General features: G+C 73.4%; 16 protein-coding genes and 1 other RNA gene. 14 read left to right on the top strand and 3 right to left on the bottom strand.

Features of this window, described 5'->3' with window-relative positions:
* Positions 1 to 161: 161 nt before the first annotated feature.
* The 5 genes from GVV04_RS31185 to GVV04_RS31205 all read left to right on the top strand — a co-directional run bounded on the left by GVV04_RS31185 (position 162) and on the right by GVV04_RS31205 (position 6529).
* A complete protein-coding gene (locus GVV04_RS31185) occupies positions 162 to 2249 on the top strand; it encodes a DUF1800 domain-containing protein (protein ID WP_161692597.1) in 2088 nt (695 codons plus the stop codon).
* Between the two features lie 8 nt (positions 2250 to 2257).
* Positions 2258 to 3637, top strand: coding sequence for a DUF1501 domain-containing protein (locus GVV04_RS31190; RefSeq protein ID WP_161692598.1), 1380 nt, complete (start codon positions 2258 to 2260; stop codon positions 3635 to 3637).
* Positions 3634 to 5049, top strand: coding sequence for a ferredoxin reductase family protein (locus GVV04_RS31195; protein ID WP_161692599.1), 1416 nt, complete (start codon positions 3634 to 3636; stop codon positions 5047 to 5049). Before GVV04_RS31190 ends, GVV04_RS31195 begins: the two co-directional genes overlap by 4 nt.
* Before the next feature lie 90 nt (positions 5050 to 5139).
* Entirely contained in the window at positions 5140 to 5727 is a 588-nt protein-coding gene (locus GVV04_RS31200) for an FMN-binding protein (protein WP_161692600.1), read from the top strand.
* A 49-nt stretch (positions 5728 to 5776) separates the two neighbouring features.
* On the top strand, positions 5777 to 6529 hold the full coding sequence (locus GVV04_RS31205; protein ID WP_161692612.1) for an FAD:protein FMN transferase: 753 nt from the start codon (positions 5777 to 5779) through the stop codon (positions 6527 to 6529).
* A gap of 607 nt (positions 6530 to 7136) precedes the next feature.
* Here the strand turns inward: GVV04_RS31205 and GVV04_RS31210 are convergent.
* Positions 7137 to 7808 (bottom strand): bifunctional DNA primase/polymerase, encoded by a 672-nt coding sequence (locus GVV04_RS31210; protein WP_161692601.1) that lies wholly within the window; start codon positions 7806 to 7808, stop codon positions 7137 to 7139.
* A 245-nt stretch (positions 7809 to 8053) separates the two neighbouring features.
* Between GVV04_RS31210 and GVV04_RS31215 the strand changes: the two genes are divergently transcribed.
* From GVV04_RS31215 to mctP, 7 genes are all read left to right on the top strand, one after another.
* Positions 8054 to 9283, top strand: a complete 1230-nt coding sequence (locus GVV04_RS31215) for a helix-turn-helix domain-containing protein (protein ID WP_161692602.1) — start codon at positions 8054 to 8056, stop codon at positions 9281 to 9283.
* Between the two features lie 17 nt (positions 9284 to 9300).
* On the top strand, positions 9301 to 9882 hold the full coding sequence (locus GVV04_RS31220; protein WP_161692613.1) for a flavoprotein: 582 nt from the start codon (positions 9301 to 9303) through the stop codon (positions 9880 to 9882).
* A gap of 102 nt (positions 9883 to 9984) precedes the next feature.
* On the top strand, positions 9985 to 10965 hold the full coding sequence (locus GVV04_RS31225; protein ID WP_161692603.1) for a Nif3-like dinuclear metal center hexameric protein: 981 nt from the start codon (positions 9985 to 9987) through the stop codon (positions 10963 to 10965).
* Positions 10962 to 11699, top strand: a complete 738-nt coding sequence (locus GVV04_RS31230; RefSeq protein WP_161692604.1) for a zinc ribbon domain-containing protein — start codon at positions 10962 to 10964, stop codon at positions 11697 to 11699. Before GVV04_RS31225 ends, GVV04_RS31230 begins: the two co-directional genes overlap by 4 nt.
* Before the next feature lie 5 nt (positions 11700 to 11704).
* Positions 11705 to 12943 (top strand): bifunctional RNase H/acid phosphatase, encoded by a 1239-nt coding sequence (locus GVV04_RS31235; RefSeq protein WP_161692605.1) that lies wholly within the window; start codon positions 11705 to 11707, stop codon positions 12941 to 12943.
* Positions 12944 to 13232: 289 nt separating this feature from the next.
* Positions 13233 to 13475: a DUF3311 domain-containing protein gene (locus GVV04_RS31240; protein WP_161692606.1), complete on the top strand. Its 243-nt coding sequence runs from the start codon at positions 13233 to 13235 to the stop codon at positions 13473 to 13475.
* Positions 13475 to 15145, top strand: a complete 1671-nt coding sequence (gene mctP, locus GVV04_RS31245; protein WP_161692607.1) for a monocarboxylate uptake permease MctP — start codon at positions 13475 to 13477, stop codon at positions 15143 to 15145. Before GVV04_RS31240 ends, mctP begins: the two co-directional genes overlap by 1 nt.
* Positions 15146 to 15317: 172 nt before the next feature.
* Here mctP and GVV04_RS31250 read toward each other — a convergent pair whose 3' ends face one another.
* On the bottom strand, positions 15318 to 15794 hold the full coding sequence (locus GVV04_RS31250) for a MarR family winged helix-turn-helix transcriptional regulator (protein ID WP_161692608.1): 477 nt from the start codon (positions 15792 to 15794) through the stop codon (positions 15318 to 15320).
* Positions 15795 to 15847: 53 nt separating this feature from the next.
* Here GVV04_RS31250 and GVV04_RS31255 point away from each other — a divergent pair, with 53 nt between their 5' ends.
* Positions 15848 to 17080 carry an MFS transporter gene (locus tag GVV04_RS31255; protein WP_161692609.1) on the top strand — a complete coding sequence of 411 codons (1233 nt, stop codon included), beginning with the start codon at positions 15848 to 15850 and terminating at the stop codon, positions 17078 to 17080.
* A gap of 85 nt (positions 17081 to 17165) precedes the next feature.
* Here the strand turns inward: GVV04_RS31255 and GVV04_RS31260 are convergent, their stop codons facing one another.
* Complete coding sequence (locus GVV04_RS31260; RefSeq protein WP_161692610.1) at positions 17166 to 17927, bottom strand: sulfite exporter TauE/SafE family protein; 762 nt, start codon at positions 17925 to 17927, stop codon at positions 17166 to 17168.
* A gap of 210 nt (positions 17928 to 18137) precedes the next feature.
* Between GVV04_RS31260 and rnpB the strand changes: the two genes are divergently transcribed.
* An RNA gene (gene rnpB, locus GVV04_RS31265) (RNase P RNA component class A) lies at positions 18138 to 18554 on the top strand.
* Positions 18555 to 18904: the final 350 nt, after the last annotated feature.

The following is an 18904-nucleotide window of genomic DNA, read 5'->3' on the forward strand; positions in this document are numbered from 1 at the left end:
TTGAGCGCCGCCTTAAGTGCCTTCGCCGGCTGGTTCGGCACGCCTTGAAGGCCCTTCACCCCCCGGCTACCTTCCGGAGCAACTCCTCCAGCAGTAGCCGCCGCACCCGTCCCACCCCCGGGCGTAGCCGTGCCGGCGTTCGACGAAAACGGGATTGGTACATGGCCGACCAGAATGTGCCACCGAGCCGACCGCGGGACGACCGCGGCTGGGACGGACGACAGCACCCCACCCCGGACGGTTACCGCGACCACGGCACGTCCGCCCCCTACGGCCCGGCCAGCCACGAGCCGGACCATCCGCACCCCGGCGCTCACCCCGCCCCGGCAGGCCCGTACCCGGGACATGCGCCCGCCCCCGGGCCGGCACGGCGCGGCCCACAGTGGGTCGGCCCCGACGGCCTCGGCCGGCCGGCCAAGGCCGCGACTCCCGGCTACGGACTGCCCAACCTCGACGATGACGACGACCCGGGCCGCCGGGTGCGCCGGCGGCGCGCCCTCGCCGCCATCGGGGGGACCGCCGCGGTGGTGGCCGGCGGCGCCGCCCTGGCCATGACCCCGCAGGTACGTGGGCTCTTCGACGGCGACGCCCCGGTCGGCGACGCCACCGGCACCACGGTCACCGACGGCACCCCCGCCCGCCCCAGCGGCCAGCAGCCGAGCAGGGTGCGCACCTACACCGAGCAGAACGAGAGCTACATGGGCTCCCGGGCCGGCGAGGCGCTGAAGAAGAACAGCCCCTCCGGTGGGCGTACCTTCTCCGGGCCGGCCGCCGCCGCCGAGGCCACCCAGGTCACGGTCAAGACCGTGCTCGCCAAGGACCCGGTCCGGCACCTGGCCAGCCGGGCGACCTTCGGCGCCACCCCGAAGCTGACGGCCGACATCAAGCGGCTCGGCATCGACGCCTGGGTCCGCCAGCAGTTGGAGCCGGAGAAGCTCGCGCCCACCCCGGCGGAGCTGAAGCTGGCCGACCTGCCGACGCTCAAGCTGAGCCCCCAGCAGCTACGCGACCGGCGCGACGCCCTCAACGAGCGGGGCGCGCAGCCCGAGCGCGAAGTGGTCGACGCCACCATCGCCCGGCAGATCTGGTCGGAGCGCCAGCTCTTCGAGGTGATGGTCGACTTCTGGAACGACTTCCTGCACGTCGCCGCCAACTTCGACGGCGGCGAGGTGTACCGGCCCTCGTTCGACGCCGACGTGGTGCGCAAACACGCGCTGGGCAGCTACCCGGAGATGCTGGTGGCCGCGAACAAGCACCCGGCTCTGCTGTTGTACCTCAGCCAGAACGACTCCCGCGCCGACGCGGTCAACGAGAACCTGGCCCGGGAGAACCTGGAGCTGTACTCGGTGGGCGTCGACGGCGGCTACACCGAGAAGGACGTCCGGCAGGCCGCCCTGCTCCAGACCGGACGCGGCGTCAACGACGGCAGGTACGTCTTCCGCCCGGAGCGGCACTACCTGGGCAAGGTGAAGGTCCTCGGCTTCTCCCATCCGAACAACTCCGACGACCCGAAGAAGGCCGACGCGGCCATCGACGCGTACATCGCGTACATCGCGCTGCACCCGTCGACCGCGAGGTACGTGGCGCAGAGCCTGGCCACCCGGTTCGTCTCGGACACCCCGCCGAAGTCCCTGGTGGAGCGCCTGGCCAAGACGTACTCGGCGAACAAGGGCATGATCAAGCCGATGCTGATGACGCTCTTCAGCTCCTCGGAGTTCTGGGCGTCGGTGGGCCAGAAGGTGCGCCGGCCGATGGAGTACCTGGTCGCCACGTACCGCACCCTCGGCGTCTCCCCGCAGGCGGCGCCCGGGTTCAAGCAGGGCGACAACAAGCGCACCGCGTTCGCCCAGGGGCTGCGGCAGATCCACGACAAGATGCGCGAGTTGGGCCAGTACCCGATGGGCCAGCCCACCCCCGACGGCTACCCGGACGTCTACGTCGCCTGGACCTCGGCCGGCGCGATGGTCAACGGCTGGAACGAGGCCGGCGAGCTGATCGGCGGCGGGCGCACCCAGTTCACGTACACCAGGCCGGAGAAGCTGGTCGCCCGGCCGCCGGCCGCCGCCGGTGCGTACGTGGACGCGCTGGCCCAGCGCCTGGTGCACCAGAAGCTCAGCGCCCGGGAGCGGGAGCTGATCCTCGACATCGCCGGGGTCTCGGCGAGCACCAGGGTCGACGCCACGTTCAACGGGGCCGTCGCCGCCGTCGCGCGGGCGATCCTCGCGTCCCCCCAGCACCACCTCCGGTGAGGCATCCGATGGAGAAGACTGTGCACTCGTTCCCCCTGCACCCCGAATGCCCCGACCTGCGGCGGCTCGCCGACAACCCGGCCGAGGCGCTGCTGCGGGCGGAGGCCGACATCGTCGCCGCCGAGAACGCCGCCGAGGCCGACCGCTACCGCCGGCTGGAGGGGCTGGAGGAGGCCCAGCAGGACGGTCGGGGGGTCACCCGGCGCACCTTCGTGGCCGGGGCCGCCGCCACCGCCACGGCGCTGGCCACCGCCCAGTTCGTCACCACCTCCGCCTCGTTCGCCGCCACGAAGACCGGCACCCTGATCCACGTCTTCCTCTACGGCGGGCTGGACGGGCTGAGCCTGGTCGCCCCGGCCGGCGACCCGGTGCTGGCCAAGGCCCGCCCCGACCTGCTGCTTGGCGACGACTCCCTGGCCCTGGGCCGGGGGTTCAAGCTGACCAGCGCGTTCAAGCCGCTGGAGCAGTGGCTCAAGGCCGGCCAGCTCGGCTTCGTCCCGGCGGTCTCCGACGAGCGGCTGTCCCGCAGCCACTTCCAGGCCGCGGACGCCTGCAACCTCGGCGGCCTGCCCAGCGAGACCGGCGGCCGGGGCTGGCTGGACAGCCTGGTCGACAACCTCGGCAAGGGCACCGCGTTCCGCAGCGTCGGCATCGGCAGCACCCTGCCCCGGTCGCTGGTCGGCACCAACGGCGCGCTGTCCATGAACAGCGTCGGCTCGCTGCGGCTCAACGGCGACGCCCGGTACCGGGCCGCCACCGAGAAGGCGATCAAGGGCCTGTTCACCGGGATCAACCACCCGGTCGAGGAGGCGGTGCAGGACGGCCTCGGCGCGCTGGCCACCGCGCAGAAGCTGGCCGCGAAGCCGTACCAGGCGGCCGAGGGCGTCAGGTACGAGGGCGTCGGGAACGCCTTCCAGCAGCTCGCCCAGCTCATCAAGGGCGGGGCGAACGTCCGGGTCGCCACCGTCGGGATGGGCGGCTACGACACCCACGAGAACCAGGGCGCCCGCCCCGGCGGCCAGCTGCACCGGCGGCTGAACGAGCTGGCCGGCGCCATGGCCGCGTTCTTCACCGACCTGGGCGACAAGGCCGCCGACGTGACGATCATGGTGTCCAGCGAGTTCGGCCGCCGGGTCTCCTCGAACGGCGGCGGCACCGACCACGGCCACGGCGGGGTGGTCACCGTCCTGTCCGGCCGCAAGCTCGCCGGCTCGCTGCTCGGCACCTGGAACGGCCTGGACAAGCTGGACTCCGGCGACGTGCCGGAATACAACAACATGTTCAACGTGTACGGATCCGTCGCCCAGGGCCGGTTCGGGCTCACCACCGCCGAGGTGGACAAGATCTTCCCCCGGCAGAAGTTCACCCCGATGAAGCTGTACGCGTGACCCGTCAGCACGCCCACGCCGCCGGCCGCCGCACCGGGACCCCGTCGTCCCCGGGCGGCGGCCGGTCGGCTGCTCCCGTACCCCCGGTGGCGGTGCCCCGACGCGGGCCGGGCGGCCGGCGGGCGGTGACCGCCCTGTTCTGGGTGGGCCTGGTCGCGGCCGTGCTGCCGTGGTGGCTGGACACCCCGGCCGGCTCGCTGGACAGCACCGGTGCCACAGTGACCGCCGCCGGGCGGATCGCCGGCCTGGTCGCCGGCTACCTGCTGCTGGTGCAGGTGCTGATGATGAGCCGCCTCGGCCCGCTGGGGCGTCTCGCCGGGGAGCGGATCTCCCGCTGGCACCGCGACGTCGGCGCAACCCTGGTGGTCACCGTGCTGGCCCACCTGTCGCTGATCGTGGTCGGCTACGCCGCCGGCCGGCGGTCGGTGCTCGGCCAGGCCGGCGAGCTGCTACGCGAGTACGAGGACATGGTCGCCGCGTTCGCCGCCGCCGGCATCCTGGTGCTGCTCGGCCTCACCGGGATCCGGGCGGTCCGCACCGCCCTGCCCTACGAGCTCTGGCACCACCTGCACCTGGCCAGCTACCTGGTCCTGCTGCTGGGCTTCAGCCACCAGTTCAGCAACGGCACCCAGCTCTTCCACCCCGGCCCGGTGCGCACCGGCTGGATCACCGCGTACGCGCTGGTCGCCGCCGCCCTGCTCTGGGGCCGGGTGGTGGCCCCGCTGCGGTTCAACCTGCGGCACCGGCTGCGGGTGGCCGACGTGGTCGCGGAGAGCCCGGACACCGTCTCGGTCTACCTCACCGGCGACCGGCTCGACCGCCTCGACCTGCTCGGCGGGCAGTTCTTCCGCTGGCGGTTCCTCACCCGGGGCTGCTGGTGGCAGTCGCACCCGTTCTCCGTCTCCGCCGCCGCGAACGGCCGCTGGCTACGGCTGACCGTCAAGGTGGTCGGCCGGCACACCGCCGACCTGCGCGACCTCGACCAGGGCACCCGGGTCTGGGCGGAGGGCCCCTCGGGCACGTTCACCGCCGCCCACCGCACCCGGGAGCGCGCCCTGCTGATCGCCGGCGGCAGCGGGATCACTCCACTGCGGGCGATGCTGGAGGAGTTGCCGCCCGGCGCGGCCCTGATCTACCGGGCCCGCACGCCCGACGACGTGCTGCTGCACCGGGAGCTGGACTGGCTGGCCCAGGAGCGGGGCACCGACGTCTGGTACGTCATCGGCTCCCGCGACGACCAGGGCCCTCGGCAGGTGATGAGCGCCGCGGGCCTGCGCCGGCTGGTGCCCGACGTGGCCAGCCGGGACGTCTACCTGTGCGGCCCGCCCGGCCTGGTGGAACAGTCCGTCCGGGCGCTGCGCCGGGCCGGCGTGCCGCGCCGGCAGATCCACCTCGCCACCTTCGAGCTGTAGTCGTCCACCGCCACCTCCGTCCCGCCGCCTCCGTCCGCCCCGCCGTCGAGTCCGTCCCGCCGCCTTCGAGTCTCTGAGGAGATCCCGCCCATGCGTCGCGCTCTGCTCGCGATCACCGGCCTCGCGGCCGGCACCACCGCGCTGGTGGTGCTCAAGGGCGCCCCGGAGGCCGGCCCGGTCGCCCAGGAGCTGCCCGTCACCCGGCCGCCGGTGGTGCCGTCCGGGACGGCCCCGGGCCGGACGGCCGCGCCCACGCCGGCCTCCGCCGCTCCGGCCGGCGTCACCGCCACCCCGAAGCCCCGCCCCACCGCCACCCGCACCCCGGGCTCCCGGACCGGCACCTCGGCCCGGCCCACCTCGGCGCCGCGCACCACCGCCGCGCCGCCGAAGTCCACCACCCGCACGGTGACCGGGTCGGTGGTCTCCAACGAGTACGGCAACGTGCAGGTGCAGATCACCCTGTCCGGGACCCGGATCGTCGACGTGGTGGCGCTGGAGCTGCCCCAGGAGACCGCGCAGTCCGACCGGCGCAGCGAGGAGGTCGATGGCCGGTACGGCGGCACCGCCGGGCAGGTCGTGCGGAAGCAGAGCGCCGACCTGGACACCGTCTCCGGGGCGACCGTCACCAGCACCTCGTACCGTCAGTCGTTGCAGGCCGCCCTCGACCGGGCGCGCTGAGGTGACCACGCCGGTGACCCGCCCCGGCCTGCGCCGGGTCGAGCAGATCATGGGTACGGCGATCAGCCTCGACCTCGCCGACGACCTGCCAACGGCGCGGCTGCGCGAGCTGGCCGGGGACGTCTTCGCCTGGCTGCGCGAGGTGGACGCCCGGTTCAGCACGTACCGGGCCGACAGCGAGGTGTGCCGGTTCGACCGGGGCGAGGTGCCGCTGTCCGAGGCGTCCGGGGACCTGCGCACGGTCCTGGAGCGCTGCGCCGACCTGTGGGGCGCCACGGACGGCTTCTTCGACGCGTACGCCACCGGGCGGCTGGACCCGTCCGGCTACGTGAAGGGCTGGGCGGCGCAGGTCGCCTCGGACCGGTTGGTCGCCGGCGGGGCGTTGAACCACTGCCTGAACGCCGGCGGGGACGTGCGCGTCCGGGGGAACTCGGCGAGCGGCCGGCCGTGGCGGGTCGGCATCCGGCACCCGTGGGACGAGTCGGCGGCCTGCCTGGTGCTCACCGGCACCGACCTGGCCGTGGCCACCTCCGGGGTGTACGAGCGCGGGCACCACGTACTCGACCCGCGCCGGGGCGTCCCGGCCACCGGCCTGCGCTCGGTCACCGTGGTCGGCCCGGACCTGGGGGTCGCCGACGCGTACGCCACGGCGGCGGTGGCGATGGGGGCGGCCGGCATCGGCTGGCTCGACCGCCTCCCGGGCCACCTGCACGCGGTGATCACGGACGACGCCCGCTGCCTGCACTCCACCCGCCTCCCCCTCCTCAAAGCCCCCCCACCCCTCCCACCCCTCCCGCCCTGACGGGCGCACGCCCCGCCACTTGCCGCGATCATGCACTCGCGGCCCTCGGGATGCGGCTTTCGACCGGTATGACCGGGCCCGAACTGCAAGATCGCGGAGGGTGGGGGTTGGGGGGAGGGGGGAGGGTGGGGGTCAGGCGGCGGGGCGGCGGGTGCCGGCCGGGTGGGCGCCTCCGGGGCGGGGGCGGCCGGGGCGGGAGCCGGACGGGCGGGTCGGCGGCCAGCGGTGCCCGCGGCGGTGGTGCGGCGGCGGTTCCGCGCCGTCTGGCCGGCGTGCCGCGTCATCCCTGCTGGACATCACACCCCCGCTCGGGGCGCTGTCGCCCCCTCGTCCGGGTCAACGACGTCCCGGGCCGCTGGGACGCTGCCCGGGACGCGTCGGCCTCCCGACAGGCGGGCCCGCCCGCGCCGGGCCGACGGCGGACGGCGGACGGATCCACCAGCGGCGTCGGCCGGGCGGGGCGGTGCCCCTCGGGGATGTCGGCGCGACGGGGTGCCGTTCCGTGCACCCGGCGACGTTCCCCGGATGGTCCGGGCCCGCCAGCGGTGCCCGGCCGAGCCGAGGGTGTGGCGGGGGCGCCGGCCTCGTCGTGGCAGTGGGGGCGGGGTTACCGGCCGCGTCGTGGCAGTGGCAGGTGTCCGGGGAGTAGCTCGGGGGTGAGCGCCACGCCGGTGGCCCGCAGCGCGTCGACCAGCGCGTTCTGCACCAGGTAGGAGTCCGGAAGCTGCCAGCGTGCCTGTTCCGGGGCGACCGCCCAGCGGACCGTGCCCTCCGGGAGCCGGGTCGGTGGCGCCGGGATCCATGAGCCGACGCCGTGCCGGACCACGTGGAAGCAGTGCTCCAGCTCCGGGCGCAGCGGGTCGCCGGGGCGGACCAGGAACATCCACCGCCCGGTCGGCGTCACCACCACCGGGCCGCGGACCCCGAAGCCGGCCGGGTGGTTCCCCACCGCGTCGAGGACCTCCCGCCCGAGGTGGGCCGGCACCTCCAGGACGTCGAATGCCCGACCGGTGGGCAGCAGCACACCGTGCGGGCGGCTGCGCCACCAGGTCGCCACCCGCGCCGCGTCGGTGCTGGCCGCCCGCTCCCAGTCCTCCAGGGCGGGATGACAGCCGACGGTGGGACAGCCGGCCCGGCCGCACACGAAGCGGCTGCGGGCCAGGCACGCGCCGGGGGTCACCTCCCAGCCGTGGACGGCGTAGCGGACGGCGACCCGGCGCAGCCGGACCCGTTCCAGCGGCGAGAGCTGCGCGACCCGCGGCCCGACGTTCCCCCACATGCCTACGAACTCCTCTCGCCCGGACCGGTAGGTGCCAGGTCGCTTGTCGAGCGCCGTCACTGCCGTAACTCGCGTTCGTTGACTTGACGGAACGGCTGGTGCAACTTGCACGAAAGCTACGAGTGCTGCCCGTACGGCCGACGTACAGGCTGTGCGACCAGCGAAAACCTGAGGACGAACGGACAACCGATCCGTCCGCACGGTCGCCGCCGAGGCCAACCGGCCCGGCCAGGGGAGGGATGGACATGGACGAGTTGCCCATAGGTCGGCGGGTGGCGTATTGGCGCGGCCGGCGCAAAATGTCCCAGCAGGTCTTCGCCGACCGGCTCGGCAAGTCCAAGAGCTGGGTGGACAAGGTCGAGCGCGGGGTGCGCCGGCTGGACAAGTTCTCCGTCCTCTACGAGATCGCCGACATCCTCCAGGTCGACGTGCAGTTGCTGCTCGGCAAGGACCCGGAGCGGCGCACCGACGTGCTCAACTGCATCGATCCGGTCGAGGTCCAGGAGATCCGGGCGGCCCTGGAGCGGTACGACTCGATGAGCGCCTACTTCGACGCCGCCCCGTTCCCGCCGCCGCTGGTGGACATGCGCAAGGCGGTCAACCACGCCTGGCTGACCTACCAGTACGGCCGCTACGGGATTCTCACCCGGGCGCTGCCGAAGCTGCTGCGCGACGCTCAGGCGGCGGACGCCGGCCACGACGGCGACCAGTCCCGTGACGCCGCCCACCTGCTCGGCCAGGTGTACCAGATCGCCTCCTCGGTGCTGCGCAAGCTCGGCGAGTGCGAACTGGCCTGGCTGGCCGCCGACCGGTCGATGGCGGTCGCCCAGCGGGCCGACGACCAACTCCTCGCCGGGATCGCCACCACCCGGGTCTGCAACGCGATGGTCGCCATGGGGCGGGCCCGTCCCGCGCTGGAACTCAACGTCAACATCGCCAACCGGCTGGCCCCCGGCGGCGGCAACGACGCCACCCCGGACCGGCTCTCCGTCTACGGGTTACTGCTGCTCCAAGGCGCGATGGCCGCCGCCCGGCTCGGCGACTCGGCGACCGTGGACGACCTGATCAACGGCGCCCAGGAGGCGGCCGTCCTGCTCGGTGGCGACCAGAACCACTACTGGACGTCCTTCGGCCCGACGAACGTCGAGCTGCACCGGGCCGCCGCCGCCGTGGAGCTGGGCGACGGGGGGCGGGCGGTGGAGGTGCACCACCAGCGCATCCCGGAGTCGTCCTTCAACGGCCTGCTCCCCGAGCGCCGGGCCCACCACCTGCTCGACATCGCCCGGGGCATGGCCCAGATCGGCGACGTGGCCACGGCCGGGGAGATGCTGCTGCGCGGCGACCGGCTTGCGCCCTCGGAGATCCGCTGCCGTCCGATCGCCCACGTGGTGATGTCGGACATCCTGCGTCGCACACGGGGTGCGCCGCCTCCGCCGATTGCGGAGTTGGCTGAGCACATGGGAGTAGGAGTATGAGCGCGGCAGGCGTCGGCATGAACGCGCCGCACGGCGGCAGCGAGCGCCGTGGGGTGCTCTATGTCATCGTCTGCGGGTCGCCGCTGGCCGGTCACGTCGGCCGCCTGGTCGAGTTGGCCCAGCAGGACGGCCGGGAGGTCTGTGTGGTCGTCACGCCGGACGGCGCGAAGTTCGTCGACCGGCCGGCTCTGGCCCGGCAGACCGGCCATCCGGTCCGCAGCCGGTACAAGGACCCGGGTGACCCGGACGTGCTGCCGCAGGCCGATGCGATGATCGTCTGCCCGGCCACGGTCAACACGGTCAACAAGTGGGCGGCCGGGATCACCGACACCCTCGCCCTCGGCCTGCTGGTCGAGGCGCAGGGGAAGGGGGTGCCGATCGTGGCGGTGCCGTTCACCAACGCCGCGATGGCCGGGCACCCGGCCTTCCGGGCCAGCCTGGCCCGGCTCGCCGAGTGGGGGGTGGACGTGGTCTTCGGCGAGCACGTCGTGCCGCTGCACCCACCCGGCACCGGCGAGCGTCACCTGCACGCGTTCCCGTGGGGCGCCGGCCTGGCGGCGCTCCGCGACCGGCGCTGCCCGGTCACCCCAGCCGCCTGAACGAGGAGCAGGGCCCCCTTGCCGACGGATTCCGTTGCACCCGGGGGCCCTGTCCACAGCCGCGGCCCTGACCTACGGCGCGCGCCGGTAGAGTGGCCCGCCGTGAGCACAACCCCGACACCGCCGACGGTGGCCGACGTGGTGGCGACGCTGCACCGGCACTATCCGCCGGCCTGGGCCGAGGACTGGGACCGGGTCGGGCTGGTGCTCGGCGAGCCGACTGCCGAGGTCCGCCGGGTGGCCTGCGTCGTCGACGTCGTCCCCGAGACCGTCGCCGAGGCCCTCGCCGCCGGGGCGGACATGATCGTCGCCCACCACCCGCTGCTGCTGCGCGGGGTCTCCTCGGTCGCCCCGACGACGTACAAGGGGCGGATCGTCCACCAACTGATCAAGGCCGATGTGGCGCTCCTCGTCGCGCACACCAACGCCGACGTGGCCGACCCCGGCGTCTCCGACGCGCTGGCGGCCCGCTTCGGGCTGACCGGGCTGCGCCCGCTGCACCCCCCGGCGCCGGGTGCCCCGGCCGCCGGCGCGGGCCGGGGCATCGGCCGGGTCGGCGAGCTGCCCCGGCCGATGACCCTCGCCGAGCTGACCCGGTACGCCGCCGCCGTGCTGCCCGCCACCGCCTGGGGCGTCCGCGCCGCCGGCGACCCGGCGCGGACGGTGCGTACCCTTGCGGTCAGCGGTGGCTCGGGCGACGCCTTCCTCGGCGCGGCCACCGCGGCCGGCGTCGACGCCTATCTCACCGCCGACCTGCGCCACCACCCCGCCGGCGAGCACCTCGCCGCCGACGGCCCGGCACTGCTCGACGCCGCCCACTGGGCGACCGAACGACCCTGGCTGGACGACCTGGCCGCCCTGCTACGGGCGGAGCTGAGCGTCGAGACCATGGTGTCCGACCTGAACACCGACCCGTGGACGGTGCATGCCACCGCGCCCAGCAGCACCCCGGCACCCGCCGACCCCGCCAGCACCACTGCCCCCGCCAGCACCCCCGCGCCCGGCGGCGCCGCCCCGGTACCCGCCGCCGACCCCGACCCCGACCCCGCCCCCGCCGCGGACGACAAGGAGCCCAGACCGTGAAGGCTGACCCCAAGGTCCAGCGCCGCCTGCTCGACCTCCAGGCGATCGACACCTCCCTCGCCCAGCTCGCCCATCGCCGCCGTTCCCTGCCCGAGCGGGCGGAGTTGGAGGCCCTCGCGCGGGCGCTGTCGGCGCTGGAGGACGAGCGGGTCCGCGCCCAGGTCGCCGTCGACGACCTGGACCGGGACATCACCCGGCTGGAGAAGGACGTCGAGCAGGTCCGGGCCCGCAAGAGCAAGGACGAGACGCGGCTCGCCGCCGGCACCGGACCGGCCCGGGAGCTGGAGGCGCTCCAGCACGAGCTGGTCTCGCTGAACCGCCGGCAGAGCGACCTGGAGGACGCCGAGCTGGAGCTGATGGAGCAGCGGGAGACCGCGCAGGGGGTGCTCGACGGCATCGAGCGGCGGGCGGCCGAGGCGCGGGAGGGACGGGCCGCGACCGAGCAGCGTCGCGATGAGGCCCTCGCCGAGATCGCCAAGGAGGAGGAGTTCAAGCGGACCGCTCGCCAGCCCCTCGCCGGGGACCTGCCGGGCGACCTGGTCACCCTCTACGACAAGATCCGCGAGGACACCGGGCTCGGCGCGGCCCTGCTCACCGGCGCCCGCTGTGGCGGCTGCCGGCTGGAGCTCTCCGGCGCAGACATGGCCCGCATCCGCAAGGCCGCCCCGGACGAGGTGGTCCGCTGCGAGGAATGCCGCCGGATCATGGTCCGCACCAACGAGTCCGGGCTGTAGGCGCGATGGCGGTACGCGCGGTCGTCATCGAGGCCGACGGCGGGTCCCGGGGCAACCCCGGCCCGGCCGGCTACGGCGCGGTGGTCCGAGACCCGGCCAGCGGCGAGGTGCTGGCCGAGCGGTCCGAGGCGATCGGTACCGCCACCAACAATGTCGCCGAGTACCGGGGGCTGATCGCCGGCCTGGAAGCCGCCGCCGAGTTGGGCGCGGCCGAGGTCGAGGCCCGGTTGGACTCCAAGCTGGTGGTCGAGCAGATGTGCGGGCGCTGGCAGATCAAGCACCCGGGGCTGCGTCCGCTCGCCGCGCAGGCGGCGGCCCTGGTCGGCCGGTTCGCTGCGGTGCACTTCCAGTGGATCCCGCGGGAACGCAACCGGCACGCCGACGCCCTCGCCAACGCGGCGATGGACGCCGCCGCCGGCAAGCCGGGCCGCGCCGCCGCGCCGTCGCGCGAGGTGGCCGCCCCGGACTCGGCCCGGGCGGTCGAGCCGTCGCGCGAGGTGGCCGCCCCGGATTCGCCCGCCCGGGCCCTCGCTCGCGCGGCTGCCGCCCGCGCCGCCACCCGGGGGGCCGGCTCCGACCCGGCGACCATCCCCACGTCCTGGGAGCCGCAGCCCAGCGACACCGCCACCCGGCTGATCCTGGTCCGGCACGGCGAGACCGAGTTCACCGCGCAGCGCCGCTACTCCGGCCGGGGCGACGTGCCGCTGTCCGTGCGGGGCCGGGCCCAGGCGCGGGCCACGGCCGCCCGGGTGGCCGCCCTCGCCCCGTCCGTCGCGGCCGTGGTCAGCTCGCCGCTGTCCCGGTGTACGGCGACCGCCGAGGCGATCGTCGAGGCGATCGGCGACGTCCCGTTACGCACGGCAGGCGACCTGATCGAGTGCGACTTCGGCGCCTGGGAGGGACGCACCTTCGCCGAGGTGCGCGCCGGCTGGCCGGGGGAGCTGGACGCCTGGCTCGCCTCCACCCGCGTCGCCCCGCCGGACGGCGAGTCGTTCACCGAGGTCGCCGCCCGGACGGCCCGGGTCACGGACGCGCTGATCGAGGCGTACCCCGGGGAGACCGTGGTGGTGGTCTCGCACGTCTCGCCGATCAAGCTGGTGCTGCGCGACGCGCTCTGCGCCGACGACGCGTTCCTGCACCGGCTCTACCTCGACGCGGCCGGCATCTCCGTCCTGGACCGCTGGCCCGACGGCGGCGTAGCGGTCCGCTCGATCAACGACACCGCCCACCTCCCCACCCCCTGACCCCACCCACCCCCCACCCCCTTACCCCGCGCACTTTCACGGAAAGAGTGGCCATTCCTCGGCGAATGGCCACTCTTTCCGTGTATTTGCGGGGGCGAGGCGGGCGGGGCGGTGCGTGGGGCGAGGGGGGTGGGGTGGGGTGGGTGGGGTGGGGTGGGGTGGGGTGCCGTTTGGCGCAGGTGGGGGGTCGTTTGGCGCATTGGTGGGTGCCGATGGAGTGTGACGGGGGTCACTGGGTCGTAACGTGCGGCCGTTACGTGGCGAGGTACGACTTCCCGGAGGTGTGTCGATGTCTGCACCCGAATCGGAGACGCCCGGCTCGGCGTCGTCCAGGGCGAAGGACCACAGCCCCTGGAACTGGTTGCTGTTCATCCCGATCGTGGTGCCGCTGATTCCGGTGTTCTTCAACGCCGATTCGCCGCGCGTGCTCGGGTTCCCGCGCTTCTACTGGCTGCAACTGGCCTACATCCTGCTCGGGGTGGCCACCACCACGCTGGTCTACCAGCTCACGAAGAAGCGGGGTGGCCGCTGATGTGGCGCGACCACCTGACCGAGATCATCGTCTTTGCGGTGCTGTTCCTGCTGGTCAGCGCCATGGGCTTCGTCGCGGCCCGGTGGCGGGCCCCGAAGGACATGGCCCACCTCGACGAGTGGGGGCTGGGCGGGCGCAGCTTCGGCGGCTGGGTCACCTGGTTCCTGGTCGGCGGCGACCTGTACACCGCGTACACCTTCGTGGCGGTGCCGGCGCTGATGTTCGGCGCGGGTGCGGCCGGGTTCTTCGCCGTGCCGTACACGATTGTGATCTATCCGCTGGTGTTCCTGGTGCTGTGCCGGCTGTGGTCGGTCTCGCACCGGCACGGCTTCGTCACCCCGGCCGACTTCGTCCGCAGCCGGTTCGACTCGCCGGTGCTGGCGCTGCTCATCGCGATCACCGGCATCGTCGCCACCATGCCGTACATCGCGTTGCAGCTCGTCGGCATCGAGGCGGTGCTCAAGACCATGGGGGTGACCGGGGACAGCGCGGTGGCCCGGCACCTGCCGATCATCATCGCGTTCGCGATCCTGGCCGCGTACACGTACCAGTCGGGGCTGCGCGCGCCCGCGTTGATCGCGTTCGTGAAGGACGCGCTGATCTACATCGTGATCCTGGTGGCGGTGATCTGGCTGCCGCAGAAGCTGGGCGGCTGGGGCAGCATCTTCGACGCCGCCGAGGCCAAGTTCGCCGCGTCGCCGAACCCGAACGACGGGATCCTGCTCAACGCCAACAACCAGCTCCAGTACGTCACCCTGGCGCTGGGCTCGGCGCTGGCGCTGTTCCTGTACCCGCACAGCATCACCGGCGTGCTGGCCAGCCGGAACCGCGACGTGATCAAGCGGAACATGTCGGCGCTGCCCGCGTACAGCCTGGTGTTGGGGTTGATCGCGCTGCTCGGCTTCATGGCCATCGCGGCGGGGGTGAAGCCGCTGCCCGGGGCGACCGCCGGCACCGTGGACAGCAACACGGTGGTGCCGGTGCTGTTCGACCAGCAGTTCCCGGACTGGTTCGCCGGGGTCGCCTACGCGGCCATCGGCATCGGCGCGCTGGTGCCGGCGGCGATCATGTCGATCGCGGCGGCGAACCTGTTCACCCGCAACATCTACAAGGAGTACCTGAAGCGGGACGCCACCCCCGCCCAGGAGGCGAACGTCTCGAAGATCACCTCGCTGGTGGTGAAGGTCGGCGCGGTGGCCTGCATCGTCTTCCTCGACCCGCAGTTCTCCATCGACCTTCAGCTCATCGGCGGTGTGATCATCCTCCAGACGCTGCCGGCGGTGGCGCTGGGCCTCTACACCCGCTGGTTCCACCGGGGCGCGCTGGTCGCGGGCTGGGCGGCCGGCATGGGCCTGGGCATGTGGATGCTCTACCAGATTCCCAACGTGGCGACGAAGCGGTCGCACTTCGGCGGATCGGCGTTCCCGCTGAGTGACTTCGGCTTCGACACCACGAAGACGATCTACGTCGGCATCGTGGCCGTGCTGGTGAACCTCGTGGTCGCCGCCCTGGTCACCCTGGCCCTGCGGGCCGCGAAGGTCGCCGAGGGTGTCGACGGCACCACCCCGGACGACTACTTCGCCGACGAGGGCGACCCGCGTGTCAGCCCTGGTGTCACCCGGGGCGCGGACGCCGCCCCCGAACCGGTCGCCCCCGAACCCGCCGCCTGAGGGGCGCGGAAGGGCCCCAGGTCGTCTCGTCTCGGCCTTGATGATCCGCAGCGAGCGGCCGGGGCCTTCCGCGTGTCCGCGCGGGGCCCTTCCGTGTGTCCGCGTTCGGCTGGGGCCTTTTCGTGTGTCCGCGCTCGGCCGGGGCCTTTCTGTGTGTCCGTGCCCGGTCGGCTCAGCGGCGGGTGCGGTTTTCCAGGGCCTCGTTGAGTCGGGCGAGCATGTCGGCGAGGGTGTCCCGGTCCCCGGGTGTCCAGTCGGCGAGGATGTCGCCGTAGAGCCGGGTGCGGGCCGCCCGCACGGCGGCCATCCGGTGCAGCCCCGCCGGGGTGGGGGAGATGACCGTGCCCCGGCCGTCGGTCGGATCGGGGGCACGGGCGATCAGGGCGGCCCGCTGCATCGCCGAGACCTGCCGGGTGACCGTGGAGCCGTCGAGGTTGAGCCGGGCGGCCAGCGCCGAGACGTTCTGTGGCCCGGCCACGGCCAGGTGCCGCAGGATCACGTACGCCGCGCGGTCCAGCACCCGGTGCTCGGCGGTGCCGCTGGCCCGTCGGGTCGCCTCGCCGAGGCGCATCAGCATCGCCACCTCGGTCTCGATCCGCGCGAGGGCGGTCTCGTCCGGCCCGCTTCCCGTGGTGTGGTCGTCGCTCATGACTGTATGATACAACGGAATTGCCTGTACGATACAGCTATCTGGGAGGCGGAGTGGATCGGCGTACCGAGCCCAACCGCAGTGCCATCTACGCCACCACACTGGTGGCCTTCCTCGCCATCGCCGGCATCGCCGTGGTCGACCCGATCCTGCCCGCCATCGGCGAGGCCATCGGGGTCACCGCCTGGCAGGTCGAGCTGCTGTTCACCGCGTACATCGCGGTAATGGCCGTCGGGATGATCCCGGCGACCCTGGCCAGCGGCCGGTTCGGCTTCAAGCCGGTGCTGATCACCGGCGTCTCGGTGGTCGGTCTGGCTGCCATCGGAGCCTCGTTCAGCAACGACATCGTCGCGCTCTCCGTGCTGCGCGGCGTGTGGGGGCTTGGCAACGCGATGTTCTTCGCCACCGCCATGGTGGTGCTGGTCAACCTCGCCAACGACCGCGAATGGGTGGTCGGCCTCTTCGAGACCGCGCTCGGCCTCGGCTTCGCCGTCGGACCGCTGATCGGCGGACTGCTCGGCCAGGTGAGCTGGCGGCTGCCGTTCTTCGTCTGCGGCGTGTTCATGGTGCTCGCCCTGGCCGTCGCGTCCCGCAAGATCCGCGAGCCGGCCAACCGGCAGCCGCCCGTACGCGTCGGGCAGATCTTCTCGACCTACCGCAAGCCCGCGTTCGTCACCCTGTGCGTGGTCACCGCTGCGTACAACTTCGTCTTCTTCGTGGTGCTCGGCTACACGCCGCTCTTCCTCGGCCTGGACATCGTCCCGCTGGGGTTGGCGTTCACCGGCTGGGGCCTCGGCCTGGCCGCCGGCATCCTGGTGATCGGCCACCGGCTCGCCCACCGCATCGGCGCCGTGCAGACCGTGGGCGTGGCCATCGCCGGCCTGCTGGTCTGCATGGTCCTGTTCGCCACCTCGACCGGAACCGCCATGTCGCTGGTGGTGCTCGTGATATCCGGCCTGTTCATGGGCCTGGCCAACGCCAACCTCACCGACCTGGCGCTCGGCCTCGGCTCCGGCGACCGCCGGGTGGCCACCGGCGCGTTCAACCTGGTCCGTTGGGGCGCCGCCGCGCCCGCCCCGATCATCTCCGGCAAGCTCGCCGAGCACAGCCTCGCCCTGCCGTTCTGGGTCGGCTTCGGGGTGCTCGCCGTCGGCGTGCTGGTCTATCTCGCCTTCGCCCACGTGATGGCCGCCGGCTACGGCGAGCGGGTGCTCTGGTCCCGCTGGAACCGGGCCGCCACCGACGCCGAGCACACCCCGGAGGAGCCGGTCGGCGAGGCGTACTGAGCCGCCGCCGAGCCCGCGACCGGGCCTCGTTCCTCGGGGTGCCGCAGGCCCCGTGCCCGGTCCACGGGCGGCCCCGGTCGCGGGGTCAGCGCAGCGCGCGCCAGAGCAGGTACAGGCCGATGCCGGTGCCGAACGCCACGATCAGCGTCTTCAACACCACCGGCGGCAGCCGGCGGACCAGCCGCGCGCCCGCGTACCCGCCGACCAGGGTCGCCGGAGCGATCACCGCGACGGCGGCCCAGTTGATCGGGCCGAACAGCGCGAAGACCACCAGCGTGGTCAGCCCGACCGTGGCGGACAGCAGGTTCTTGACCGCCGACACCCGGGCCAGCGTCGCGTCCAGCACCAGGGCCAGGCCAGCCACCAGCATCACCCCGAGCGCCGCGCCGAAGTAGCCGCCGTACACCGCGCCGACCGCGACCATGGCCTGCACCGTCACGGTACGACGGCGCGGCGCCAGGTCGGCCGGGTGCCCGACGAGGCGGCGCAGCGGATCCTGGAAGGCGAGTACGGCGGTGGCCCCGAGCACCAGGAACGGCACCGTCAGCTCGAACGCCCGCGCCGGGGTGGCCAACAGCAGCAGGCAGCCGACGATCGTGCCGGCGACGGTGGTCGGCAGCAGCAGCCACAGCGACCGCCCGCGCGGCAGGTCCGCCCGGCTGCCCGCCACGCTTGCCACGTACCCGGGGAAGACCGACACGGAGTTGCTCACGTTCGCCGGAATCGGCGGCAGGCCGACCGCGATCAGGGCCGGGAAGGTGATCAGCGAACCGCCCCCGGCCACCGCGTTCACCGTGCCCGCGGCGAGACCGGCGGTGACCAGGAGCGCGGCGTTGGAGAGATCCACGACCCCCGAGGCTAGTACGCGCCCCAAGGGCCCGCGCCACCGCGGACTCAACCTTTGCCCCGCCCGCCGCGTCCTCGCCGGTGACGGCTGACGAAGGGAGCGTCACGGGGCGCCGATTTCGCGCGGTACGTCCTTACCCCAGCTGAGCTGCGGGAGCGGGCCGGCAGAGCCGAGACGTATCGCGGTCGTTAGGATGGGGGGCGCGACGGACGAGTCGACCGGGCGGTCGCGTTGACGGGCTCCGGCCCGTCGCCGAGGAACGTCCGGACTCCACAGGGCAGGGTGGTTGTTAACGGCAACCCGGGGCGACCCGCGGGACAGTGCCACAGAAAACAGACCGCCGGCCCCAACGGGGACGGTAAGGGTGAAACGGTGGGGTAAGAGCCCACCAGCATCCCGGGTGACCGGGATGGCTCGGTAAACCCCACCCGGAGCAAGGCCAAAATGGGCCGTTACCGCAAGGTGACGGCCCAGCGCAGACGCTTGAGGGCTGCCCGCCCGATGTCTGCGGGTAGGCCGCACGAGCCTGCCGGCGACGGCAGGCCTAGATGGATGGCCGCCGCTGGCGCGGACTCCGCGAGGGGTACGCGCCGGGCACAGAATCCGGCGTACAGGTCGACTCGTCCGTCGCCCACCAGCTCAGAGCCGTGATCAAGGCTCTGAGCTGGTTCTATGTCCGGGTGTCGATGGTCGTTCTTGGTCAACATTGGCCGGCGTTTGACGCCCTGACGACGCCCTGACGCCCTGGAGACGCCCTGAGTGCTGGGTCAGTTGGGCCTTGCCTTGGTTGGGCGCGCTAAGCCGTTGTGAGGGCCTCTTCCGGGCCGGCGCTTGGACCCTGAGCCGATGGGTGAGTTTCCCCCGCTTTGATGGAGCGGTGGTTACCTGCTGCCGGCTGGCGCAGGGGTGGCGATAGGTGGCTCGGCTGGATGGTTCTGCCGGGTGTGCCAGGCAGTCTCGTACTCGTTGGGGCTGAG

The organism is Micromonospora rubida (assembly GCF_009908295.1).
In the GTDB taxonomy this organism is placed as follows: domain Bacteria; phylum Actinomycetota; class Actinomycetes; order Mycobacteriales; family Micromonosporaceae; genus Micromonospora; species Micromonospora rubida.